19 protein-coding genes are annotated in these 22,242 nt (G+C 72.6%); 8 read left to right on the top strand and 11 right to left on the bottom strand.

What is annotated here, in order from left to right; translation table 11 throughout:
- Nucleotides 1-4 precede the first annotated feature (4 nt).
- Both ACZ514_RS08520 and glgB read left to right on the top strand, forming a co-directional pair.
- Nucleotides 5-1,450 carry a maltokinase N-terminal cap-like domain-containing protein gene (locus tag ACZ514_RS08520; protein ID WP_469124387.1) on the top strand — a complete coding sequence of 482 codons (1,446 nt, stop codon included), beginning with the start codon at nucleotides 5-7 and terminating at the stop codon, nucleotides 1,448-1,450.
- On the top strand, nucleotides 1,447-3,747 hold the full coding sequence (gene glgB, locus ACZ514_RS08515; protein WP_469124386.1) for a 1,4-alpha-glucan branching enzyme: 2,301 nt from the start codon (nucleotides 1,447-1,449) through the stop codon (nucleotides 3,745-3,747). The genes ACZ514_RS08520 and glgB overlap by 4 nt, the downstream gene beginning before the upstream one ends.
- Here the strand turns inward: glgB and ACZ514_RS08510 are convergent.
- Nucleotides 3,737-4,081 carry a thioredoxin family protein gene (locus ACZ514_RS08510; protein ID WP_468166355.1) on the bottom strand — a complete coding sequence of 115 codons (345 nt, stop codon included), beginning with the start codon at nucleotides 4,079-4,081 and terminating at the stop codon, nucleotides 3,737-3,739. The genes glgB and ACZ514_RS08510 overlap by 11 nt on opposite strands.
- 68 nt (nucleotides 4,082-4,149) lie before the next feature.
- Nucleotides 4,150-4,539 carry a MerR family transcriptional regulator gene (locus ACZ514_RS08505; RefSeq protein WP_467887711.1) on the bottom strand — a complete coding sequence of 130 codons (390 nt, stop codon included), beginning with the start codon at nucleotides 4,537-4,539 and terminating at the stop codon, nucleotides 4,150-4,152.
- Between the two features lie 337 nt (nucleotides 4,540-4,876).
- Here ACZ514_RS08505 and ACZ514_RS08500 point away from each other — a divergent pair, with 337 nt between their 5' ends.
- Nucleotides 4,877-5,566 carry a helix-turn-helix domain-containing protein gene (locus ACZ514_RS08500; protein ID WP_469124385.1) on the top strand — a complete coding sequence of 230 codons (690 nt, stop codon included), beginning with the start codon at nucleotides 4,877-4,879 and terminating at the stop codon, nucleotides 5,564-5,566.
- 9 nt (nucleotides 5,567-5,575) lie between these two features.
- Here the strand turns inward: ACZ514_RS08500 and ACZ514_RS08495 are convergent, their stop codons facing one another.
- Nucleotides 5,576-6,601, bottom strand: a complete 1,026-nt coding sequence (locus tag ACZ514_RS08495; protein WP_468166351.1) for an ATP-dependent 6-phosphofructokinase — start codon at nucleotides 6,599-6,601, stop codon at nucleotides 5,576-5,578.
- Nucleotides 6,602-6,880: 279 nt separating this feature from the next.
- Here ACZ514_RS08495 and pta point away from each other — a divergent pair, with 279 nt between their 5' ends.
- From pta to pyk, 3 genes are all read left to right on the top strand, one after another.
- A complete protein-coding gene (gene pta, locus ACZ514_RS08490) occupies nucleotides 6,881-8,968 on the top strand; it encodes a phosphate acetyltransferase (protein WP_469124384.1) in 2,088 nt (695 codons plus the stop codon).
- Nucleotides 8,969-9,009: 41 nt separating this feature from the next.
- Complete coding sequence (locus ACZ514_RS08485) at nucleotides 9,010-10,224, top strand: acetate kinase (protein WP_469124383.1); 1,215 nt, start codon at nucleotides 9,010-9,012, stop codon at nucleotides 10,222-10,224.
- A 62-nt stretch (nucleotides 10,225-10,286) separates the two neighbouring features.
- Complete coding sequence (pyk, locus tag ACZ514_RS08480; protein WP_468166345.1) at nucleotides 10,287-11,720, top strand: pyruvate kinase; 1,434 nt, start codon at nucleotides 10,287-10,289, stop codon at nucleotides 11,718-11,720.
- A 199-nt stretch (nucleotides 11,721-11,919) separates the two neighbouring features.
- Here the strand turns inward: pyk and ACZ514_RS08475 are convergent, their stop codons facing one another.
- From ACZ514_RS08475 to ACZ514_RS08460, 4 genes are all read right to left on the bottom strand, one after another.
- Entirely contained in the window at nucleotides 11,920-13,236 is a 1,317-nt protein-coding gene (locus ACZ514_RS08475) for a hypothetical protein (protein WP_469124382.1), read from the bottom strand.
- Entirely contained in the window at nucleotides 13,226-13,771 is a 546-nt protein-coding gene (locus ACZ514_RS08470) for a DUF6114 domain-containing protein (protein ID WP_468166341.1), read from the bottom strand. Before ACZ514_RS08470 ends, ACZ514_RS08475 begins: the two co-directional genes overlap by 11 nt.
- A gap of 111 nt (nucleotides 13,772-13,882) precedes the next feature.
- A complete protein-coding gene (locus ACZ514_RS08465) occupies nucleotides 13,883-14,527 on the bottom strand; it encodes a DUF6230 family protein (protein WP_468166339.1) in 645 nt (214 codons plus the stop codon).
- Nucleotides 14,528-15,111: 584 nt separating this feature from the next.
- Nucleotides 15,112-16,104 carry a tetratricopeptide repeat protein gene (locus tag ACZ514_RS08460; RefSeq protein ID WP_468166337.1) on the bottom strand — a complete coding sequence of 331 codons (993 nt, stop codon included), beginning with the start codon at nucleotides 16,102-16,104 and terminating at the stop codon, nucleotides 15,112-15,114.
- 263 nt (nucleotides 16,105-16,367) lie between these two features.
- Between ACZ514_RS08460 and ACZ514_RS08455 the strand changes: the two genes are divergently transcribed.
- Nucleotides 16,368-17,006 (top strand): TetR/AcrR family transcriptional regulator, encoded by a 639-nt coding sequence (locus ACZ514_RS08455; protein ID WP_468695900.1) that lies wholly within the window; start codon nucleotides 16,368-16,370, stop codon nucleotides 17,004-17,006.
- An 88-nt stretch (nucleotides 17,007-17,094) separates the two neighbouring features.
- Here ACZ514_RS08455 and ACZ514_RS08450 read toward each other — a convergent pair whose 3' ends face one another.
- The 4 genes from ACZ514_RS08450 to ACZ514_RS08435 all read right to left on the bottom strand — a co-directional run bounded on the left by ACZ514_RS08450 (nucleotide 17,095) and on the right by ACZ514_RS08435 (nucleotide 21,113).
- Nucleotides 17,095-18,795: an acyl-CoA mutase large subunit family protein gene (locus ACZ514_RS08450; protein ID WP_468166333.1), complete on the bottom strand. Its 1,701-nt coding sequence runs from the start codon at nucleotides 18,793-18,795 to the stop codon at nucleotides 17,095-17,097.
- A gap of 153 nt (nucleotides 18,796-18,948) precedes the next feature.
- A complete protein-coding gene (locus ACZ514_RS08445; protein WP_468166331.1) occupies nucleotides 18,949-19,278 on the bottom strand; it encodes a DUF3817 domain-containing protein in 330 nt (109 codons plus the stop codon).
- Between the two features lie 59 nt (nucleotides 19,279-19,337).
- Complete coding sequence (locus ACZ514_RS08440) at nucleotides 19,338-19,847, bottom strand: MarR family winged helix-turn-helix transcriptional regulator (protein WP_468166329.1); 510 nt, start codon at nucleotides 19,845-19,847, stop codon at nucleotides 19,338-19,340.
- A 21-nt stretch (nucleotides 19,848-19,868) separates the two neighbouring features.
- The gene (locus tag ACZ514_RS08435; RefSeq protein ID WP_469124381.1) at nucleotides 19,869-21,113 is read right to left on the bottom strand and encodes an MFS transporter; all 1,245 of its coding nucleotides are present in this window, start codon (nucleotides 21,111-21,113) and stop codon (nucleotides 19,869-19,871) included.
- A gap of 83 nt (nucleotides 21,114-21,196) precedes the next feature.
- Here ACZ514_RS08435 and ACZ514_RS08430 point away from each other — a divergent pair, with 83 nt between their 5' ends.
- A complete protein-coding gene (locus ACZ514_RS08430) occupies nucleotides 21,197-22,201 on the top strand; it encodes an ArsR/SmtB family transcription factor (protein WP_469124380.1) in 1,005 nt (334 codons plus the stop codon).
- The last annotated feature ends 41 nt before the right edge of the window (nucleotides 22,202-22,242 follow it).

Here is a 22,242-nt window from a genome sequence, read left to right as displayed (position 1 = left end):
CGCCATGTCGGAGGCTGCATCCGCCCGGAGCCGGCTGACGGCCGCCCGGGCCACCGGGACCGCCGGGCTGGAGCCGATGCTGCGGGAATGGCTCCCCGCACAACGCTGGTTCGCCGGAAGGGGGCGCCGGATCGGCCGGATCGAGACCGTCTCGGCGGCCGAACTGCTGCCGCCGGGCTCCGCGCCCGGACTGCTGCACCTGCTGCTCGACGTGGACGGGGACTGCTACCAGCTCCTGCTGGGCATCCGCCCGTCCCCGCTCCCGCCGCCCCTGGCGCCCGCGCTGATCGGGCACGCCCCCGACGGCCCGTACGCCGGCCGGGCCGTGTACGAGGCGCTGGGCGACCCCCGGCTGGCCTCGCTGCTGCTGGAGCGGCTGCGCTCCCCCGGGACCCTGGGGCCGCTCCGCTTCGACCGGGACCCGGACACCCCGGTGCGGGCCGGGCTGCTGCCCCGGCCGCTGTCCGGCGAACAGACCAACTCGTCCCTGATCTACGGGGACGCGTACATCCTCAAGGTGTTCCGCCGGGTCGGGCCCGGGGTCAACCCGGACCTGGAGCTGCCCCGGGCGCTGGCCGCCGCCGGCTGTACCCGCGTACCCGCGCCGGTGGCCTGGTACGAGGCGCAGCCGGCCGGTGGAGAACCGTTGACCCTGGGCGTGCTCCAGCCCTACCTGCGCGGCTCCGACGACGGCTGGCAGCTGGCCCTGCGCAGACTCCGGTCGGGGGCCGACTTCACCGCCGAGGCGCACGCGCTGGGCCGGGCCACGGCCGAGGTCCACAGCGCGCTCGCGACCGCGCTCCCCACCCTGGCCCTGGGCCCCGAGCAGACCGCCCGGCTCGCCGCCGGGATGACCGCCCGGCTGGCCGCCACCTGCCGCGAGGTGCCCGCGCTGCGGCCGTACGAGGCCGGGCTGCGCGGCGCCTTCGACGCGCTGGCCGCCTCCCGGGGCGCCGGGGTCCCGGCCCAGCGCATCCACGGGGACCTGCACCTGGGCCAGACCCTGCGCACCGCCGACGGCAGCTGGGCGCTGATCGACTTCGAGGGAGAGCCGGCCCGGCCGCTGGCCGACCGCCGCCGCCCCGAGCCGGCGGTCCGCGACATCGCCGGGATGCTGCGCTCCTTCGACTACGCCGCCCGCTCGCACCGCCCCTTCGCACCGGCCTGGGCGGACGCCTGCCGCACCGCGTTCTGCGAGGGCTACGCCCGCACCACCGGACGCGACCCGCGCGAGGACCCGGTCCTGCTGCGCGCCTACGAGACCGACAAGGCGGTGTACGAGGCCCGGTACGAGTCCCGGCACCGCCCCGACTGGCTGCACGTCCCGATGGCGGCGATCCGCCGTCTGTCGGAACCGCAGCGGTCCGCACACCGCATGCCCCCGCCGGTTCCCGGCACCTCCCCCTCCCCTTCCCCCCGCCCGAAGCCCCCGAGGAGGCCGCTCGCGTGAGCGCCGCACGACAGCCGTCACCGACCGTCAGTGAGCAATCCGCAGCCGGACCGGAACCCGCGAAGCGGCCCCGGCCGCCCGTACCGAGGGAGGCGCGGGCCGGCGGCGCCGCGCCGCCCCACGGGGTGCGCCCGGCGCCCGCGCTGGACCCGGAGGAACGGGCCCGGCTGCTGGAGGGCCGCCACCACGACCCGCACGCGGTGCTGGGCGCCCGGACGCAGCGGGGCGGGGTGGTCTTCCGCGTGCTGCGCCCGTTCGCGAAGGCCGTCACCGTCCTCGGCAAGGGGCTGCGGGCCGAACTGTCCGACGACGGGGACGGGCTGTTCTCCGGGCTGCTGCCGCTGACCGGGGTGCCGGAATACCGGCTGCTGGTGGCGTACGACGGCACCGACACCGAGGTCCACGACCCGTACCGGTTCCTGCCCGCCCTGGGGGAGCTGGACCTGCACCTGATCGGGGAGGGCCGGCACGAGGAGCTGTGGACGGCGCTGGGCGCCCGGCCGATGGAGCACCAGGGCGTGGCCGGCACCCGCTTCACGGTGTGGGCGCCGAACGCCCAGGGGGTCCGGGTCACCGGGGACTTCTCGTACTGGGACCCGACGGCCCACCCGATGCGCTCGCTCGGCTCGACCGGGGTGTGGGAGCTGTTCCTGCCCGGGGTCGGCGAGGGCGCCCTGTACAAGTACGACATCACCCGCCCGGACGGCAGTCACACCCTGCGCGCCGACCCGATGGCGCAGTACGCGGAGGTCCCGCCGGCCACCGCCTCGGTGGTCACCTCCTCGCGGTTCGTGTGGCAGGACGCCGAGTGGATGGCGACGCGAGGCGACCGCCCGGCGCACCAGGCGCCGTTCTCGGTGTACGAGCTTCACCTGGCGTCCTGGCGGCCGGGGCTCGGCTACCGGGAGCTGGCCGAGCAGCTCCCGGCGTACGTCAAGGAACTCGGTTTCACGCACGTCGAGTTCATGCCGGTCGCCGAGCACCCCTTCGGCGGCTCCTGGGGCTACCAGGTCACCGGCTTCTACGCGCCGACCTCCCGGATGGGCACCCCGGACGACTTCCGGTTCCTCGTGGACTCGCTGCACCGGGCCGGGATCGGGGTGATCGTCGACTGGGTGCCCGCGCACTTCCCCCGCGACGAATGGGCCCTCGCCGAATTCGACGGCCGCCCGCTGTACGAGCACCAGGACCCGCGCCGGGCCTCGCACCCGGACTGGGGGACGCTGGAGTTCGACTACGGGCGCAAGGAGGTCCGCAACTTCCTGGTCGCCAACGCCGTCTACTGGTGCCAGGAGTTCCACGTGGACGGGCTGCGCGTGGACGCCGTCGCCTCGATGCTGTACCTGGACTACTCCCGCGAGGAGGGCCAGTGGTCCCCGAACCGGCACGGCGGCCGGGAGGACCTGGACGCGGTGGCGCTGCTCCAGGAGATGAACGCGGTGGTCTACCGGCGCTGCCCGGGTGTGGTGACGATCGCGGAGGAGTCCACGGCCTGGGACGGGGTCACGCGGCCGACGGACTCGGGCGGGCTCGGCTTCGGCCTGAAGTGGAACATGGGCTGGATGCACGACACCCTGCGGTACGTGTCGAAGGAACCGGTGCACCGCAAGTACCACCACAACGACATGACCTTCGGGATGGTGTACGCGTTCAGCGAGAACTACGTGCTGCCCATCTCGCACGACGAGGTGGTGCACGGCAAGCGCTCGCTGGTGTCGAAGGCGCCAGGTGACTGGTGGCAGCAGCGGGCCACGCACCGCGCGTACCTGGGGTTCATGTGGGCCCATCCGGGCAAGCAACTGCTTTTCATGGGGCAGGAGTTCGCCCAGGGGTCGGAGTGGTCGGAGGCCCACGGCCCGGACTGGTGGCTGCTGGACTCCTCCTATTCGGCCGCCGGGGACCACCGGGGGGTGCGCGACCTCGTGCGCGACCTGAACCGCGCGTACGCGGCGGCTCCCGCGCTGTGGGAGCGGGACTCGGTGCCGGAGGGCTTCGCCTGGGTGGAGGGGGGCGCCGCCGAGGACAACGTGTTCGCGTTCCTGCGGTACGCGCAGGACGGCTCGCAGCTGCTGTGCGTGTCGAACTTCTCCCCCGTGGTGCGGCACGACTACCGGCTCGGCGTGCCGGAGGAGGTGCCGCTGTGGCGGGAGGTCATCAACACCGACGCCGAGGAGTACGGCGGGAGCGGCGTCCGCCAGGGCCGGCCGCTGCGCCCCGAGCCGGTACCGGCCCAGGGGCGTGCGGCGAGCCTGCGGATGACGCTCCCCCCGATGGCGACGGTCTGGCTCAGGCCGTGACCAGCGCGTCGTCGAGTTCCTGAAGCAGCCGGCGCTTGGCGCGGGCGCCGACGAGCTGCCTGACGGGCTCGCCGTCGCGGAAGACGAGCATGGTCGGCATGGACAGCACCCCGTAGCGCGTGACGGCGCCGGGGTTGCTGTCCGCGTCGATCTGGACGACCTTGAGGCCGTCCGCGCGCTCGGCGGCCACGGCGGAGAGCACCGGGGCGAGCTGGCGGCAGGGGCCGCACCAGTCCGCGGTGAACTCCACCAGCACGGGCCGGCCCCGCTCGGCCAGCACCTCGGCCTCGAAGTCCGCGTCGGTCACTTCCGCCACACCCTGTGCATGGATCATTTCCGTTCCCCTCTCACGTCTGTCACTGCTGTCACGTCTCGCGCACCCGTTCGCGCCGGCGCCGGGCGTCAGCCGGTCATCTCGCAGCGCGGTACGGCTTCCCCCGCGGCCTCCTCGGCTGCCGCCAGCTGGGCGGCGACCTGCTCGCGGACGTCGGCCAGCTGGCCGATCAGGCCGTCCAGCTCGGCGAGCTTGCGGCGGTACACCGCGAGCGAGGCCGGGCAGGAGTCCCCGGCGGGATGGCCGGCGCGCAGGCACTCGACGAACGGCCGGGTCTCCTCCAGTTCGAAGCCGAAGTCCTGGAGGGTGCGGATCTGCCGCAGCAGGCGCAGGTCGTCCTCGTCGTAGTCGCGGTAGCCGTTGCCGGTCCGCCGGGCCTCGAGCAGTCCGCGTGATTCGTAGTACCTGAGCGTCCGGGTGCTGGTCCCGGCCCGCTTCGCCAGTTCGCCGATGCGCATGGGGCGACCGTATTCCTTGACGCCGACGTCAAGGGAAGGGGAACGGCGCGGGGGCGTTCCGGGGGCCCTCGCCACCCCCGTATGCGAGGGCCCCGTCATGGATCACGGACGGCGGCCGCGGCCGGTTCAGGGGCTGTGACGGGGATCACCCGTCGGCCTTCCCGGGTCGCCTGCGGGGAAGTGGCCGGATCCGTACGCTGTGAATGGATCTCCTGCAGTCCGATTACCGGACGGTCGCCGGGAAAACCGCCCAAAGTCATGAACTGCATAGGACTTTCCTACGAGTTATGGGCTTGTTTGAATAGTCTGTAGTCGTCACACCTCGGCCACTCCTACCGTGTGCCCTGTGCACTCCAGCCCACCTTTCAATGCCCCCGCCGCGCGTCGCCTGCGCGCGGCCCTGGGCATGGCCCCCGGTCACGTCGCCTACGGCCTGCGGGCCCAGTACGGACTGCTCGTCGCACCGGAGACGGTGACGGCCTGGGAGCGGGGCGAGCAGTCGCCCACCTCAGCCGAGCTCACGGCCCTCGCCGGCGTCCTCTGGTGCTCCCCCGGGGAGCTGCTCGCCGAGCCCGTCACCCTGCGGGAGCACCGCATCGCCCGCGGCCTGGACCCCGAGGACCTGGCCCGCCGGATCGGGATCGAGGCGAACGCGTACCGGAAGATGGAGGACACCGGCCGCTGGAAGGGCAACGAGCGGCAGTCCGCCGCCCTGGCCTCGGTGCTGGGGCTGAGCCTGGCGCAGTTCGTGACGGCGACCGGCAAGCACGAGGAACTCGCCGGGCTGCTGCGCAGCGCGGTGACCACCCGCTGGCAGGCCTACGTCAAACCGCTGGGCAAGCTGCTGCCCGTGCCCCGGGCCCACCTGGAGCGGGTCCTGGAGTACCTCTACAACGACTACCAGCAGCGGATGGTGGCCACCCTCGGCTGGGGCGGCGCCGAGGGGACGGCCGGCACCGGTGACGCGGGCCGGGAGTTCCTTGCGGAGATCACGGACCGGTTCTGGGCCCTGGCCGGCGGCGCGTGAGGCGGCCGGTCAGAAGACCGACTCGGCCTCGTACATCCGGTGCTCCGGGACCGTCTTGAGCTCGGTGACGGCCTCCGCCAGCGGTGCCATCACGATGTCGGTGCCGCGCAGGGCGGTCATGTTGCCGTACTCGCCCCGGTGCACGGCCTCGACGGCGTGCCAGCCGAAGCGGGTCGCCAGGACGCGGTCGTACGCGGTCGGCACACCGCCGCGCTGGACGTGGCCGAGGATGACCGGGCGGGCCTCCTTGCCCAGGCGGTGCTCCAGTTCGATGGCCAGGCGGTTGCCGATGCCCGCGAAGCGCTCGTGGCCGTACTGGTCGATGGCGCCCTTCTCGTAGGGCATGGAGCCCGCCGCCGGGTGCGCGCCCTCGGCGACGCAGACGACGGCGAACTTCTTGCCGCGGGCGAAGCGTTCCTCGACCATCTTCACCAGGGCGTCGACCTCGAAGGGGCGCTCGGGCAGGCAGATGCCGTGGGCGCCGCCGGCCATGCCGGACTCCAGGGCGATCCAGCCCGCGTGACGGCCCATGACCTCGACGACCATCACGCGCTGGTGGGACTCGGCGGTGGTCTTGAGGCGGTCTATGGCCTCGGTGGCCACCATGACGGCGGTGTCGAAGCCGAAGGTCCGGTCGGTGGAGGAGATGTCGTTGTCGATGGTCTTCGGCACGCCGACGACCGGCATGCCCGCGTCGGACAGCATCCGGGCGGCCGTGAGGGTGCCCTCGCCGCCGATGGGGATCAGCGCGTCGAGGCCGTACCGGCTCGCCAGTTCGTTGGCGTTCTCGGCGGCCTCGTGCAGCCGGGCGCGCTCCATGCGCGCCGAGCCGAGGATCGTGCCGCCGCGGGCGAGGATGCCGCTGACGGCGTTGATGTCGAGGGGGCGGTAGTGGCCGTCGAGGAGGCCCTTGAAGCCGTCCTCGAAGCCGATGACCTCGTCCCCGTGCCCGACCAGCGCCCGGTGGACGACCGAGCGGATGACAGCGTTCAGGCCCGGGCAGTCGCCGCCTGCGGTGAGAACTCCGATACGCATCGTGCTGTGTCTCCTGCTCCTGGTCGTGCCCTGCCGTGGCGCCGGGGACGCCCTCCGTATGCCCAGCCCGACCGTACATATGAAGGACGTATTGATGGCGCCTGTCCGATTCTTCCATGTTCCGAGGGGGGCGCGCGCCCCGCGCCACTCCGCCCACCAGGCCTTTCGCCCCTCCCGACCAGGCCTTTTTCCCAGAAGCGCCCTATCCACTGACGGAGGTATTGTCAAGAGGTCAGGCCAGGTCGATCAGACATCCACCGCATGGGACGGAGAGCACGCGTGACGCGCAGCGTGTACGTGACCGGTATCGAACGGGGAGACGGCCGCCAGGTCGTCGAACTGGGGATCATGGAGCTCCTGACCCGGCAGACCGGCCGGGTCGGCGTGTACCGCCCCCTGCTGCACGACGGACCGGACCGGCTCTTCGACCTCCTGCGGGCCCGCTACCGGCTCGACCAGGACGCGGCGACGGCCTACGGCATGGACTACCACGAGGCGTCCGCCCTCCTCGCCGAGAAGGGCACGGACGAACTGGTCTCCCGGCTGGTCGACCGCTACCACCGGGTGGCCCGGGACTACGAGGTCATGCTGGTCCTCGGCACCGACTACGCCGACACCAACCTGCCCGACGAGCTCGCGCTGAACGCCCGCCTGGCCAACGAGCTGGGCGCGGTCGTCGTCCCCGTCGTCGGCGGCACCAAGCACCCCGCCGAGGCCGTGCGCGCCGAGGCGCAGAGCGCCCACCGGGCCTACGAGAGCCTGGGCTGCCACGTCGTGGCGATGGTCGTCAACCGGGTGGCCCCGGACGACCGCGACGTCATAGCCGAGTGGCTCGCCGCCCGCCTCCCCGTGCCCTGCTACGTCCTGCCCGACGACAAGTCCCTCTCCGCCCCGACCGTCGCCCAGATCACCCGGGCGCTCGGCGGCGAGGTGCTGCTCGGCGACGACGCCGGGCTCGCCCGCGACGCCGTGGACTTCGTCTTCGGCGGCGCGATGCTGCCGAACTTCCTGAACGCCCTCACCCCGGGCTGTCTGGTCGTCACCCCCGGGGACCGCGCCGACCTGGTCGTGGGAGCGCTCGCCGCGCACGCCTCGGGCACCCCGCCCATCGCCGGTGTGCTGCTGACGCTGAACGAGCGCCCGTCCCGGGAGGTCCTCACGCTGGCCTCGAAGCTCGCCCCGGGCACCCCGGTGGTCTCGGTGGCCGGCAACAGCTTCCCGACCGCCGCGGAACTCTTCTCGCTGCAGAGCCGCCTGAACTCCGCGACCCCGCGCAAGCTGGAGACCGCGCTCGGCCTCTTCGAGCGGCACGTGGACACCGCCGAACTGCGCGGGCTGCTGTCGGTGGCGCGCTCCGAGCGCGTCACCCCGATGATGTTCGAGCACGAGCTGCTGGAGCGGGCCCGCACGGAGCGGCGCCGGGTGGTGCTGCCGGAGGGCACCGAGGAGCGCGTACTGCGCGCCGCGGACGTGGTGCTGCGCCGCGGGGTGTGCGACCTGACCCTGCTGGGCGAGGAGCAGGCGATCCTGAAGAAGGCGGGCGACCTGGGCGTCGACATCTCCCGCGCCCAGCTGATCGATCCCGCGGCCTCCCCCCTCCGGGAACGTTTCGCCGAGTACTACGCCAAGGTCCGCGCGCACAGGGGCATGACGGTCGAGCTGGCCCACGACGTGGTCACCGACGTCAACTACTTCGGCACCCTGATGGTCCAGCAGGGCCTGGCCGACGGCATGGTCTCCGGCTCGGTGCACTCCACCGCCGCCACCATCCGCCCGGCCTTCGAGATCATCAAGACCAAGCCCGAGGCCTCGATCGTCTCCTCGGTCTTCTTCATGTGCCTGGCCGACCGGGTCCTCGTCTACGGCGACTGCGCGGTCAACCCGGACCCGGACGCCGAGCAGCTCGCGGACATCGCCGTGCAGTCGGCGGCCACGGCCGCCGCCTTCGGTGTCGAGCCGCGGATCGCGATGCTCTCGTACTCGACGGGCACCTCGGGCTCCGGGGCGGACGTGGAGAAGGTCCGCAAGGCCACCGAGGCGGTCCGCGCGCGGCGCCCCGACCTGGCGGTCGAGGGCCCGATCCAGTACGACGCCGCGGTGGAGCCCTCGGTCGCCGCGACCAAGCTGCCCGGCTCCGAGGTCGCCGGCCGGGCGAGCGTGCTGATCTTCCCCGACCTGAACACGGGCAACAACACGTACAAGGCGGTGCAGCGTTCGGCCGGAGCCGTCGCGGTCGGGCCGGTGCTCCAGGGCCTGCGCAAGCCGGTCAACGACCTCTCGCGCGGCGCGCTGGTCCAGGACATCGTCACCACCGTGGCGATCACCGCGATCCAGGCGCAGTCGCAGTCCCTGCCGCAGGCCCGGTGATCCGTGCTCCCCGACCACACCCGAAGGAAAGACCCCTCATCGTGACCGCAACGCGCGTACTCGTCCTCAACTCCGGCTCCTCGTCGGTGAAGTACCAGCTGCTCGACATGGCGGACCGCTCCCGCCTCGCCGCCGGCCTGGTGGAGCGCATCGGCGAGGAGACCTCCCGCCTCGTGCACGAGCCGCTCACCGGGGCCGCCGCCGCGGGCGGCAGGCGCGAGCTCCCGGGACCGATCGCGGACCACGGCGCCGCCCTGCGGGCGGTCGCGGCGGAGCTGGCGGCCGACGGGCTGGGCCTGGACTCCCCCGAGCTCGCGGCCGTCGGCCACCGGGTGGTGCACGGCGGTACCCGGTTCACCCGGCCGACGGTCATCGACGACGAAGTGCTGGCGGAGATCCGCAGCCTGGTCCCGCTGGCCCCGCTCCACAACCCGGCCAACGTGACCGGCATCGAGGTGGCGCGCGAGCTGCGCGGCGACCTGCCCCAGGTGGCCGTCTTCGACACCGCCTTCCACTCGACGATGCCGGAGCACGTGGCGCGGTACGCGATCGACGCGGCGACCGCCGACAAGTACGCCATCCGGCGGTACGGCTTCCACGGCACCTCCCACGCCTACGTCTCGCGGGCCGCGGCCGCGCTGCTGGGCCGCCCGGCGGAGGACGTGAACGTGATCGTGCTGCACCTGGGGAACGGCGCCTCCGCCTCCGCGGTGCGGGGTGGGGTCTGCGTGGAAACCTCCATGGGGCTGACCCCGCTGGAGGGCCTGGTGATGGGGACCCGTTCGGGCGACCTGGACCCGGCGGTCGTCTTCCACCTGGCGCGGGTGGCCGGGCTGGGCGTCGACGAGATCGACTCGCTGCTCAACAAGAAGAGCGGTCTGCTGGGTCTGTGCGGCGACAACGACATGCGCGAGGTGACGCGGCGCGCGGGCGAGGGCGACGAGCCGGCCCGGCTCGCACTGGCGGCGTACGTCCACCGCCTGAAGAAGTACATCGGCGCGTACACGGCGGTCCTGGGGCGGGTGGACGCGGTGGTGTTCACGGCGGGCGTCGGCGAGAACGCCTCCGCCGTGCGGGAGGCCGCGATCGCCGGCCTGGAGGGACTGGGCCTCGCGCTGGACCCGGAGGCGAACGCCGTGCGCTCGGGGGAGCCGCGGCTGATCTCCCCGGCGCACGCGCGGGTGGCGGTGGCCGTGGTGCCCACCGATGAGGAACTGGAGATCGCCTCCCAGGCGTACGCGCTGGTTACCCAGTAGTCACTTGGACTTTCCGCCAGACGGAATATTCCGCTACGAAACAAACGGATAGGATCCGCTTCATGCGCCGTTCCAAAATCGTCTGCACGCTGGGCCCCGCCGTCGACTCGTATGAGCAGCTGAAAGCGCTCATCGAGGCAGGCATGAACGTGGCCCGATTCAACTTCAGCCACGGATCCCAGGCAGAACACCAGGAGCGGTACGACCGCGTCCGGAAGGTCTCCGAGGACACCGGGCGCGCCGTCGGCGTCCTCGCCGACCTCCAGGGCCCCAAGATCCGCCTGGAGACCTTCGCCGAGGGTCCCGTCGAGCTGGTGCGCGGTGACGAGTTCACCATCACCACCGAGGACGTCCCGGGCGACAAGTCCATCTGCGGCACCACCTACAAGGGCCTCCCGGGCGACGTCGCCAAGGGCGACCAGATCCTGATCAACGACGGCAACGTCGAGCTCCGGGTGACCGAGGTCGAGGGCCCGCGGGTCAAGACCATCGTCATCGAGGGCGGTGTCATCTCGGACCACAAGGGCATCAACCTGCCGGGTGCCGCCGTGAACGTCCCCGCCCTGTCGGAGAAGGACGTCGACGACCTGCGCTTCGCCCTGCGGATGGGCTGCGACATGGTCGCCCTCTCCTTCGTCCGCGACGCCAACGACGTCAAGGACGTCCACCGCGTCATGGACGAGGAGGGCCGCCGGGTCCCCGTCATCGCCAAGGTGGAGAAGCCGCAGGCGGTCGAGAACATGGAGGCCGTGGTCGCGGCCTTCGACGCGGTCATGGTGGCCCGCGGCGACCTGGCCGTCGAGTACCCGCTCGAGAAGGTGCCGATGGTCCAGAAGCGGCTCATCGAGATGTGCCGCCGCAACGCCAAGCCGGTGATCGTCGCGACCCAGATGATGGAATCGATGATCACCAACTCCCGCCCGACCCGCGCGGAGGCCTCCGACGTCGCCAACGCCATCCTCGACGGCGCCGACGCGGTCATGCTGTCCGCCGAGTCCTCGGTCGGCGCGTACCCGATCGAGACCGTCAAGACGATGTCGAAGATCGTGACGGCGGCCGAGGAGGAGCTCCTCTCCAAGGGCCTCCAGCCGCTGGTCCCGGGCAAGAAGCCGCGTACCCAGGGCGGCTCCGTCGCCCGCGCGGCCTGCGAGATCGCCGACTTCCTCGACGGCAAGGCCCTGGTCGCCTTCACCCAGTCCGGCGACACCGCCCGCCGCCTGTCGCGCTACCGCGCCACCCAGCCGATCCTGGCCTTCACGACCGACGTGAACACCCGCAACCAGCTCACCCTGAGCTGGGGCGTCGAGTCGGCCATCGTCCCGCACGTGGACACCACCGACGCGATGGTCGACCTGGTGGACGGCGAGGTGCTGAAGCTCCAGCGCTTCAACACCGGCGACACCATGATCATCACGGCCGGCTCGCCCCCCGGCGTCCCGGGCACGACCAACATGGTCCGCGTCCACCACCTGGGCGACACGGCCGCGGGCGCCTGAGCCCTGACACCGGCCGCCTGACTCTGCCGCACAGAGACCGAGGGCGGCACCCCGGGACCCCCGGGGTGCCGCCCTCGGTGCTTCCGCCCCGCACCTGGACCCGCCCGCCGGACCGGCGGCGGATTCCTAGCCCCGCGCACCACGCACGGTGGCCCGCACCCTGAGGGGGTGCGGGCCACCGGCACGTCCGGGCCGGCCGTTACTCCGGCGGGCCGATGTAGTTCTTCAGGCCCGGGACGGTGAGGTCGCCGCCGAACTGGCCGGCCTGGACGACCTTGACGTTCGTGAAGAACGCGAAGGGGACGTTCAGGGGCGGCGGGGTGTTCGGGGTGAACTCGATCGGGATGAGCCCGAAGAGGTTGCCCTTGAGGCTCTCCGTGTACATCGTCACCTTGCCGTCGCGGATCTTGGACGTGGAGCCCGGGCGCGACTTGAGGTGGGCGACGTTCGGGCCCTTGCCGACGGTCTGGTAGAGGTCCTTGATGTCCAGCGAGTCCGCCGTGAACTTCAGGACCTTCTTGACCTTGCCGCCCGCCGTCTTCACCTCCACGATGCCCTCGTAGTCGAGGCCGTAGAGGGTCAGCAGCGAGCTGTCCAGGTACCAGGGCTCGTCCGGCAGGAGCGGGATCCCCGGCTCCAGCTTGGCGTTGGCGAAGGCCTCGGCGTCGAAGGTCGGGCAGGGGAAGGGCTGCTTCCCGTCCGGGTCCGCCGTCGCCGACGTCGTCGGGGAGGGGCTCGGCGAGGCCTTGTCCCCGTCCTTCTCCGCGTCCCCGGTCGTCTTGCCCGTCTCGTCCTTCGGCTTGGTGGCCGTGTCCTTGACGTCCTGGGGCAGTTCCTCGACCGTGGCGCCGGCCTTCTTCGCCGCGTCGCGGATGGCGTCGGCGGCGGGGCCCGTGGCCGGGGCGGACGGGGCGGACGTGGTGGGCGCGGGAGCCGGGGTGGCCGGCTTCGTCGCGCCCTGGAGGGGCCTGCCGAGGCTGTCCACGAGGCCCTTGAGGGCGTCGCCGACGCCCAGCGGGTCCAGCGGGTTGGCCGGCTTCGTGGCCGGGGCCGTGGCCGTGGCCGAGGGGGACGGGGAGGCGCTCGTCGACGGCTGCTTCGGCGTCTTCGGGACCTCGGGCTGCTGGGCCGACGGGGACGCCGAGGGGCTGACCGCCGGCTTCGGGAGTTTGCTCGCGCCCGGCGAGGGGCTCGCACCGGCCGAGGGCGACGCCGAGGCCGAAGGCGACGGCGAGCCCGAGGTGGACGTCGAGGGACCGGGCGACGGCTCGTCGGAGCGGGTCACGCACGGGCCGGGGGCGAAGGGGATGTCCTTCTCGTCGGCGAGTGCCAGCTTCGGGGCCATGCCCATCCCGACGAACACGGCCGTCGGCATCGCCGCCAGCGCCATCGTCTTGCCGACGGGTATCTGGAGCTTGTTCAGCAGCGACTTCCTGGGCGCCGCGTGGCGCGGCCCCCTTCTCTCACGGGACTCCGCTCCGGGGGTCACGCCCCGCTGCGTCTCATCACCCCGCACTGTTCCTCCCGCCATCGGCGTGGGCAGTCGTCTCGGTCGCGTACGCCGTTTCCGTGTCGCGGGGCCCCGGGAATCCGTCGAACGGGTCCGCCTCCTGCGCCTCGGGCCGCTCGGGCTCTTCCTCCTCCGCCGGAGCACCCGGCGCCCAGGCCAGCGCGAGGCATCCGCCGATCATGGAGGTGAGGAAACCGATGAAGAAGCCGCCGAGGTTGGACTTCGGGATCGACACCAGGGCCAGCAGGATCGCGGCGACACCCGCGAAGACGCGGATGCCCTGCTGGAACCAGAGGCCGAGGCCCAGCGTGATCAGCAGGACGCCGAGGATCAGCGACACGGATCCCGAGGTCGTCGCGATCGCGAGGCTCACGTTGGCCAGCCGGATGTCCGCGAACGGGAAGTAGATGATCGGCACTCCGCCAAGGAGCGTGAACAGTCCGGCCCAGAAAGGACGGGCACCTCGCCAGGCACGGAAGCGGTGGCGCAGGACAGTGAGCCAGTGATCGTCTGCGGCGTGAACCGGGGCCTGGGGGTTCATGGACAACAGCTCCCTGGAAACGGTGGTACGGAGAACTCTGTGGAGCCCGGCCGGGCGCGCGGCGACGGCTGCCGCCGCGCGCCCGGCCGGCCGGTCACGTCCGGGACGGGATTACTTCTCGTCCTGGTAGCACGGCTGGTTGCCGCTGAGCAGGCGCAGCTTGAGGTCGGGCAGCGTGAAGGTGCCCGCCGTCGTCGCCCACGCCTTCTGGCGGACGTTCGTCAGCGTGGCCTTCTTGGCCCGCTGCGAGAACAGACCGCCGTCGGCCACCGTGCCGGGGACCGGCTTGGTGATGGTGTGGCTCTCGTCGCCGACCGCGACACCGATGTCGAGCTGCTCGAACTTGGCGTCCGCGTCCAGCTCGGCGACGTCGAGGTAGATGTTCTCCGCGACGGCCGGACGGCCCTTGTTGCCCGTGCGCAGCTGCAGGGTGATGGCGCCGATCGGAGTCGGCGTCACCAGCGACTGGCACATGTTGGTGATCTCCGCACGGCTGAAGCCGGAGATCGTGACCGGGTGCTTGGTCTTCTCCTTGGAGCCGAGCTGGTGCCCCTCGGCCAGACTGCCGTACTGGAGCAGGTTGTCACCGACCAGCTGGTCGGCCGACACCTTGAAGTCCTGGCCCGAGACGCTGAAGGACGCCGCCAGGGCGCCCTGCGCCAGACCCACACCGACCGCGGCGGTGGCCGCGATGCTCGGCACCATGACGAGCGCGAAGCGCTTCCATCTGGTTCCGCCACGCACCTGAGAACTCATCTTGTTCCTCCTTCTCGGACGTACATCTCCGGTCCGGGCCGGGAGGCCCGTCCTGGGATGGGAGAAGTGCTACGTCCTCGGGAAGGAGCGCAGGCGGCCGGGCCGCGGCGCAGCCGCGTCCGTACACCGGCGTTCACCCCCGAGCGACAACCACTGGGCCACGCGTTCGCGCAACCTGGAGGACAGGCTCCGCCGGTGTGGCGGAGACCCCCCTGTCCACGGCCGGTGCCACTGTCACCGGCCGGCCCGGTGGGGACCCTCCGCCGCGGTTCCGGGTGAGCGGCTCTGCGGGAAGGACCGAGCGTCGCCGATCGTGGTGCATTCCCGGCCGGGGCACAAGGGGTGTCGTTACTGGCGGGTAACGGCTGGATAACCGGAGTCTTGCCGGGTGCCGTCGCACGGGCACGCTGGGTGTCACCCAGGGCCACGACAGATGGGAGGAAGAGCGAACAACCGGACAGTTCACGGGGTTCGGTTTACTGCGAGTAACAGCGGCCGCGATTGCCAAGATTTGGCAAAGCGCGGCCGTTGTTTATCTCCGTGTCAACAAATCGCCGGGGGCGGCGGACGCCACCGGAGTACGGCTAGAAGAGCACCCGGGCCAGTGCGGTACGGGCCGCCGAGACCCGCGGGTCGTCCGCCCCGATCACCTCGAACAGCTCCAGCAGCCGGACCCGTACGGCGTCCCGCTCGTCACCGAAGGTGACCCGCACGGTGTCCACCAGGCGGGAGAAGGCGTCGGCCACGTGCCCGCCCGCCAGGTCCAGATCGGCCGCGGCCATCTGCGCGGCCGGGTCCTTGGGGTTCGCGGCCGCCTCGGCGCGCACCGCCTGCGGGTCCATGTGCTGCACCCGGGACAGCAGCTCGGCCTGCGCCAGGCCCAGCTTCGCCTCGGTGTTGCCCGGGTCGTCGGCCAGGACGTTCTTGTACGCCTGCACGGCGCCGCCCAGGTCACCCGCGTCCAGCGCCACGACCGCCGCCTCGAGCAGCGCGTCGTACGGACCGGCCGGCACCTCGGCGGGGGCCGCCGGGGCGCCCTCGGCGCCGGGGTCGACCTGGAGGCCGACGAGGCCGAAGCGCTCCTCGGCGACCTGGACGAGCTGGCCGAGGGTCTCGCGGATCTGCTGCTCGGGGGCCGCGCCCTGGAACAGCGGCAGCACCTGGCCGGCGACCACGGCGAAGACGGCCGGGATCCCCTGGATGCCGAACTGCTGCATCAGCGTCTGGTTGGCTTCGACGTCGATCTTCGCCAGGACGAAGCGGCCGGCGGCCTCGACGGTGAGGCGCTCCAGCAGCGGGCCGAGCTGCTTGCACGGCTCGCACCACTCGGCCCAGAAGTCGAGGACGACCGGGACCTCGTGGGAAAGCTGGATCACGTCACGCTCGAAGCCCGCCTCGGCTACGTCGAAGACGAGGGCGGACGCCGGTACGGCACCGCCGGGCGCGCCGGGAGCGCCGCCGCCGGCCTGTCGGGCCGCGTCCTTGCGCGCCTGCTCGGCCTTGGCCTTGGCCTCGCCGGCCGCCTTCACAGCGGCGAGGTCGACGACGCCGCTCATGGACATGTTTCTGGGCTGCATGCGTACATCCTCCCCCGTGTGCGCGCGCCGGCGAAAAGGATCCCGAAAGATCGTCCCGCGTTGTTCGTTGTGCGTCGTCGTTGTGCGTGGTCCGTCGTGCGTGTGCGGCGCCGGGTCCCCACCTGGCGCCAGTAGCTTCGCGTGGTTGCCGCTCTTACGCTACGAGCCGTAGCGTAACTCCCCCGGCGGCCGCGCGCCCCGTGATCTGAACCACACCGAAAGGGTCCCCGCCGGTTCCCCTACCGACGGGTATGGTCTCGGCCATGCGCAACCCCAGCCCCGGCGCCAGCGCCCCGCACGGCCGCACCGGCCGCCCCCGCAGCGCGGCGGCGGACGCCGCGATCCTCGCGGCGACCCGGGACGCGCTGGTGGAGCTGGGCTGGTCGAAGCTGACGATGGGGGACGTCTCGGCGCGCGCCGGCGTCGCGAAGACCACCCTCTACCGGCGCTGGGCGGGCAAGAACGAGCTGGTCGTGGACGCGGTCGCGGAGCTCTTCGACGCGCTGGAACTCCCGGACCGGGGCTCGCTCGAAGCCGACGTCGAGGACGTGGTGCTCCAGTTCGCGCGGCTGCTGCGGCGCCCGGAGGCCCGTACGGCCCTGATGGCCGTGGTCGCGGAGTCGACCCGGGACGAGGCGCTGCGGGACCGGATCCGGTCGGCGATCGTGGACCGGCAGAAACGTCTCGTCGTACTGGGCCGCGAACGGGCCCGGGCCCGGGGCGAGCTTCCCCCCGAGGAGGACGTCTCGCTGGCCGCGCAGACCACCGACCTGATCTTCGACGTGATCGCGGGCACGGTGGTGCACCGGGCGCTGGTGAGCTGCGAGCCGGTGGACGAAGGGTGGGCGGCCGCCTTCACCGCCCTCCTGATGCACGGCCTCCAGGGCGCGGCCCCCGCCTGAATACGCGGTGCGGCGCACCCCGGAAAGGAGGGAGGCCGGCCGTAGCCGCCACCTCGCGGGCGGGTACGGCCGGCCTCTCCCGGAACCCCTAGAAGCCCGGGGGCTCGGTGTAGACGCCCCACTCGTCGCGCAGGACGTTGCAGATCTCGCCGAGCGTGGCCTCGGCGCGTACCGCGTCCAGCATGGCGGGGATCATGTTCGACCCGTCCCGGGCGGCGTCCAGCATCGCCTTCAGCGCGGCCGTCACCCTGGCGTCGTCGCGGCGCTCCTTGCGGGCGGCGAGGACGCGGACCTGCTCGCGCTCCACCTCGTGGCTGACCCGGAGGATCTCCAGGTCGCCGGTGACGGAGCCGTGGTGGACGTTGACGCCGACGACCCGCTTGTCGCCCTTCTCCAGCGAGCGCTGGTACTGGAAGGCCGACTCGGCGATCTCGCCCGTGAACCAGCCGTCCTCGATGCCGCGCAGGATGCCGGAGGTGATGGGGCCGATGGGGTGCCGGCCGTCGGGGTGGGCGCGCAGGCCGCGTTCCTTGATCTGCTCGAAGATCTTCTCGGCGTCGGCCTCGATGCGGTCGGTGAGCTGCTCGACGTACCAGGAACCGCCCAGCGGGTCGGCCACGTTGGCGACGCCGGTCTCCTCCATGAGCACCTGCTGCGTGCGCAGCGCGATCTCGGCGGCCTGCTCGCTGGGGAGGGCGAGGGTCTCGTCGAGGGCGTTGGTGTGCAGGGAGTTGGTGCCGCCGAGGACGGCGGCGAGGGCCTCGACGGCGGTGCGCACGACGTTGTTGTACGGCTGCTGCGCGGTGAGGGAGACGCCCGCCGTCTGGGTGTGGAAGCGCAGCCACATGGCCTTGTCCGACTTCGCCCCGTAGACCTCCTTCATCCAGCGGGCCCAGATGCGGCGGGCGGCGCGGAACTTGGCGATCTCCTCGAAGAAGTCGAGGTGCGCGTCGAAGAAGAAGGAGAGGCCGGAGGCGAAGTGGTCCACGTCCAGGCCGCGGGAGAGACCGAGTTCCACGTAGCCGAAGCCGTCGGCCAGCGTGTAGGCGAGTTCCTGCGCGGCCGTCGCCCCGGCCTCGCGGATGTGGTAGCCGGAGACGGAGAGCGGCTTGTAGGCGGGGATGCCGTTCGCGCAGTACTCCATGAGGTCGCCGATGAGGCGCAGGTGCGGCTCGGGTTCGAAGAGCCACTCCTTCTGGGCGATGTACTCCTTGAAGATGTCCGTCTGGAGCGTGCCGTTGAGCACGGCCGGGTCGACGCCCTGGCGCTCGGCGGCGACCAGGTACATGCAGAAGGCGGGCACGGCGGGGCCGCTGATGGTCATCGAGGTGGTGACGTCGCCCAGCGGGATGTCCTTGAAGAGGACCTCCATGTCGGCGGCCGAGTCTATGGCGACGCCGCAGTGGCCCACTTCTCCGAGCGAGCGCGGGTCGTCGGAGTCGCGCCCCATCAGGGTCGGCATGTCGAAGGCGACGGAGAGCCCGCCGCCGCCGGCGGCCAGGATCATCTTGTAGCGCTCGTTGGTCTGCTCGGCGTTGCCGAAGCCGGCGAACTGGCGGATGGTCCAGGTCCGGCCGCGGTAGCCGGTGGCGTGCAGACCGCGGGTGAACGGGTACTCCCCGGGCCAGCCGATGCGCTCGAACCCCTCGTACGAGTCGCCCGGGCGGGGCCCGTAGACGGGGTCGACGTCATCTCCGGAGAGCGTCGTGAAATCGGCCTCGCGCTTGCGGGCCTTGTCGTACCGGGCCTGCCAGCGACGGCGGCCCTCCTCGATGGCGTCAGCGTCCATACCCGTGAATTTACTAGGACGTCCTAGTAAATGTCGATGGGAAACCCCGGGGAGTCTCCCCGGGGGGCTCGGCTCCATCGGAGCCCGAGGCGGGCCCAGGCCGGGCCGGGGCCTTCGCCGAGGCCCCGCGCGGTCCTCCGCCCGGGCCCCGGCTCAGGCCTTCGCGGTCGCCAGACCGTCGCTGACCAGCGGCTCGACCTCGGCGCGAATGCCGCGCTCGACGAAGAAGGCGGCCAGCGGGATGGTCCCCGACACCAGCACCCACAGCAGCTTGCCGAAGGGCCACTTCGCCTTGGAGCCCAGGTCGAAGGCGAAGACGAGGTAGATCATGAACAGCACGCCGTGGACCTGCGAGACCGCGAGGGTCAGGCCGGCCCCGGTGTCGAAGCCGTACTTAGCCACCATGCAGGCACAGAGGATCAGGAGCATGACCGCGGTCACGTAGGCCATGACGCGGTAGCGGGTCAGCACGCTTCGTTTCATGCCGTCGAGCGTAACCGTCCGTTTTGCGCGATCTTGACGCGGCCCCGGGTCCGGGTGCCTCAGTTCTCCTCGAAGTCCGCGGCGGCCACCCGCAGCGGGCGCAGCAGCGCGAAGATCTCCGCGCACTCCTCCGCGTCGTACACGCCGAGGCCGAAGTCGATCGCCATCAGGTCCTCGGTCGCCGCCTCGACGACCTCCCGGCCCTTGGCGGTGATCGACGCGAGCGTGCCGCGGCCGTCCTGCGGATTGGGGCGCTTGTCCACCAGGCCGGACCTCACCAGCCGGTCCACGGTGTTCGTCACCGAGGTCGGGTGGACCATCAGGCGCTCGCCGATCTTCGACATCGGCAGCTCCCCCGCCTGGGAGAAGGTCAGCAGCACGAGCGCCTCGTACCGGGCGAAGGTGAGCCCGTAGGGCTTCACCACCGCGTCCACCTCGGCGAGCAGGATCTGGTGCGCGCGCATGATGGAGGTGATCGCCGCCATGGACGGCACGGGGCCCCAGCGCTGCCGCCAGAGCTCGTCGGCGCGGGCGATGGGGTCGAAGGGAAGGCTGAGCGGCTTGGGCACCCACCAGACCCTACCGGGCGGTCATTTGACCGCGGGTCCCGTCTCATCCCTCGGCCGCCGGAGCACGGCGAGGAGCGTGACGGCGACCGCCGTGCCGAGCAGCCCGGCGCCGGCGACCACCACGTGCGCCGGGAGGAACTCGGCGGCGGCCCCGGCGAGCGCCATGCCGACGCCCTGGAAGGTCATCAGCCCGGTGCTCAGCAGCGTCATCGCCCGTCCGCGCAGCTCGTCGGGTACGGCATCCACGTACATCCGGTCGAGCCCGAGGGTGTGGGCGTGCGCCAGCCCCGCCGCCAGCAGCACCACGAGGACCACGGCCGGGCCGGGACGGAGGGCGAACAGCAGCAGCGGGAGCAGGGCCGTGGCGGCCAGCGGGGCCGTGATCCGCGAACGCGTTCGGGCGGTGAGCGCCGCACCGGCCCAGAGTTCCCCCGCGACGGTGCCGACGGGCAGCGCGCACATCAGCACCCCGAGGGTGACGGTCCCCGCCCCGGCGTCCTCGGCGTAGGGGGTGAGCAGCGCCTCCGGGACGACGGCGAAGGCGGGCGGCAGCCAGCACAGCAGGGTGAGCGCGCGCAGCCGGCGCTCCCCGAGGAGGGCGCGCAGCCCGCCGAGCGGGGATTCCCGTACGCCGGCCGCGCAGCCGGCGGCGCGGGCGGGCCGGGCCCGGGTGCCCAGGCGCAGCAGCAGCGCGGAGGCCAGGAACCCGGTGGCGGTCAGCGCGAGCGCGGTGCGCGGGGACACGGCGGCCAGCAGCAGGCCGCCGAGGCCGAAGCCCACGAGCTGGGCGCTCTGGGCGACCATGCGCAGCAGTGAGCGGCCGAGTACGAAGGCCTCGCCGGTCCCGACGACGTCCGCCAGGGAAGCGCTGCGGGCGCCCTGGAAGAGGGGCGCGACGAAGGCCATGGCGCAGCGGAGTACGAGGATCCCGGCGACCGGCGTCCCCGGCCAGACCATGGCCGCCGCGCAGCCGGCGCAGAGCAGGTCGCAGCCGACGAGTACCCGGCGGGCGGGGTACCGGTCGGCGAGCGGGGCGAGGAAGGTGCCGCCGAGGGCGTGGGGGAGGAAGCCGAGGGCGAAGGTGAGGGCGCTCATCAGGGGCGAGCCGGTGGCCCGGTAGACGAGGACGGTGAGGGAGATCTCGGCGATGACGACGCCGAGGAGCGAGAACAGGTGGGCGGCGAAGACGGCACGGAACTCGCGGACGCGGAACACGGGCCGGTAGCCGGTTGCGGCGGCGGCGGGGGCTTGGTTGTCGGTCGGCATGCCGGCAGCCTCCCGGGACTAGGCTGGCGGGCCGAGAGATTCGGTCCCGCCCGAATCCGAGGCCGGCCCGGAGGCGGCACCGCATGGCGTTCCACTTCCGCTTCGGACCGGCCGACCTGCTCCGGTGCCGGTTCGCGATCTCCCCGCGCTGGGAGACGCAGGAGGCCGTGAGGGTCCTGCTGCGGCCGCGGCGGCAGGCGTACCACCTGCCCTGGCTGAGCGGGATCCGGTCCGCCGCGGCCGGTCTGGACCTGCGGCCGCTGTGGCTGCTGATGCCGCGCGCGGGGCACAACCCGGACCTGCTCAGCCCTCCCCCGGCCGGGCCGTCCGTCACCTTCGGGGAGGAGCTGGACCGGGTGCGGGCGGCGGCCGGTGACCCGGACGCCGCGCGCGAGGACCTGCGCAGGGCCCTGGTGTGCACCCCGGGGGCGGCCGAGAGCGACATGGGGCGCCGGATGCTGGCGGACCCGGCCCGGGCGGTGCGGGAGCTGGCCGATCTGTACGAGCGGGCCTGGGAGGTGCTGATCGCCCCGCACTGGCCGCGGCTGCGGGCCCTGCTGGAGGCCGACGTGCTGTTCCACTCGCGCCGGCTGGCGGCGGGCGGGCTCCAGGCCCTGTTCGACGGGCTCCACCCGGACCTGCGGTGGTCCGGGGAGGACCAGACCCTGACCCTCGAGCGGCCGTCCCGCCACGACCGCGAGCTGGGCGGGCAGGGACTGCTGCTCATGCCCAGCGCGTTCATCTGGCCGGAGGCGGTCGGCGGCTACGACCCCCCGTGGCAGCCGACACTGGTGTATCCGGCCCGCGGCATCGGCGCCCTGTGGGCGGCGTCGGCCGGTCCGGCCCCGCGCGCCCTGGCGGGGCTGCTGGGGCGGACCCGGGCGGAGGTGCTGTGTGCCCTGCGCGAGCCCGCCTCGACCACGGCGCTCGCGCACCGGCGGGGCCTGGCCCCCTCGACGGTGTCGGCGCACCTGACGGCGCTGCGGGCGGCGGGGCTGCTGCTGCCGTGCCGCCAAGGCCACCAGGTCCTGTACGAGCGCACCCCGCTGGGGACCGCCCTGGTCTCGGGCGGCACGCCCACGGGCTGACCCGCGGCCGGCGCGGGGGCGCTCTCCGCGCAGGACGCGGC

Source organism: Streptomyces sp. NPDC034086 (assembly GCF_055575515.1).
The sequence above is the reverse complement of the archived record's forward strand: the minus strand, read 5'-3'. Positions and strand labels throughout refer to the sequence as shown.

Excerpts from the sequence above, each read along its gene's own strand:
- ACZ514_RS08470 (WP_468166341.1), bottom strand. The coding sequence starts at position 13,771 with ATGAACCCCCAGGCCCCGGTTCACGCCGCAGACGATCACTGGCTCACT.
- ACZ514_RS08505 (WP_467887711.1), bottom strand. The coding sequence starts at position 4,539 with ATGCGCATCGGCGAACTGGCGAAGCGGGCCGGGACCAGCACCCGGACG.
- ACZ514_RS08430 (WP_469124380.1), top strand. The coding sequence starts at position 21,197 with ATGGCGTTCCACTTCCGCTTCGGACCGGCCGACCTGCTCCGGTGCCGG.
- ACZ514_RS08510 (WP_468166355.1), bottom strand. The coding sequence starts at position 4,081 with ATGATCCATGCACAGGGTGTGGCGGAAGTGACCGACGCGGACTTCGAG.
- ACZ514_RS08450 (WP_468166333.1), bottom strand. The coding sequence starts at position 18,795 with ATGGACGCTGACGCCATCGAGGAGGGCCGCCGTCGCTGGCAGGCCCGG.
- ACZ514_RS08495 (WP_468166351.1), bottom strand. The coding sequence starts at position 6,601 with ATGCGTATCGGAGTTCTCACCGCAGGCGGCGACTGCCCGGGCCTGAAC.
- pyk (WP_468166345.1), top strand. The coding sequence starts at position 10,287 with ATGCGCCGTTCCAAAATCGTCTGCACGCTGGGCCCCGCCGTCGACTCG.
- ACZ514_RS08520 (WP_469124387.1), top strand. The coding sequence starts at position 5 with ATGTCGGAGGCTGCATCCGCCCGGAGCCGGCTGACGGCCGCCCGGGCC.
- ACZ514_RS08455 (WP_468695900.1), top strand. The coding sequence starts at position 16,368 with ATGCGCAACCCCAGCCCCGGCGCCAGCGCCCCGCACGGCCGCACCGGC.
- ACZ514_RS08465 (WP_468166339.1), bottom strand. The coding sequence starts at position 14,527 with ATGAGTTCTCAGGTGCGTGGCGGAACCAGATGGAAGCGCTTCGCGCTC.
- ACZ514_RS08435 (WP_469124381.1), bottom strand. The coding sequence starts at position 21,113 with ATGCCGACCGACAACCAAGCCCCCGCCGCCGCCGCAACCGGCTACCGG.
- ACZ514_RS08460 (WP_468166337.1), bottom strand. The coding sequence starts at position 16,104 with ATGCAGCCCAGAAACATGTCCATGAGCGGCGTCGTCGACCTCGCCGCT.
- ACZ514_RS08445 (WP_468166331.1), bottom strand. The coding sequence starts at position 19,278 with ATGAAACGAAGCGTGCTGACCCGCTACCGCGTCATGGCCTACGTGACC.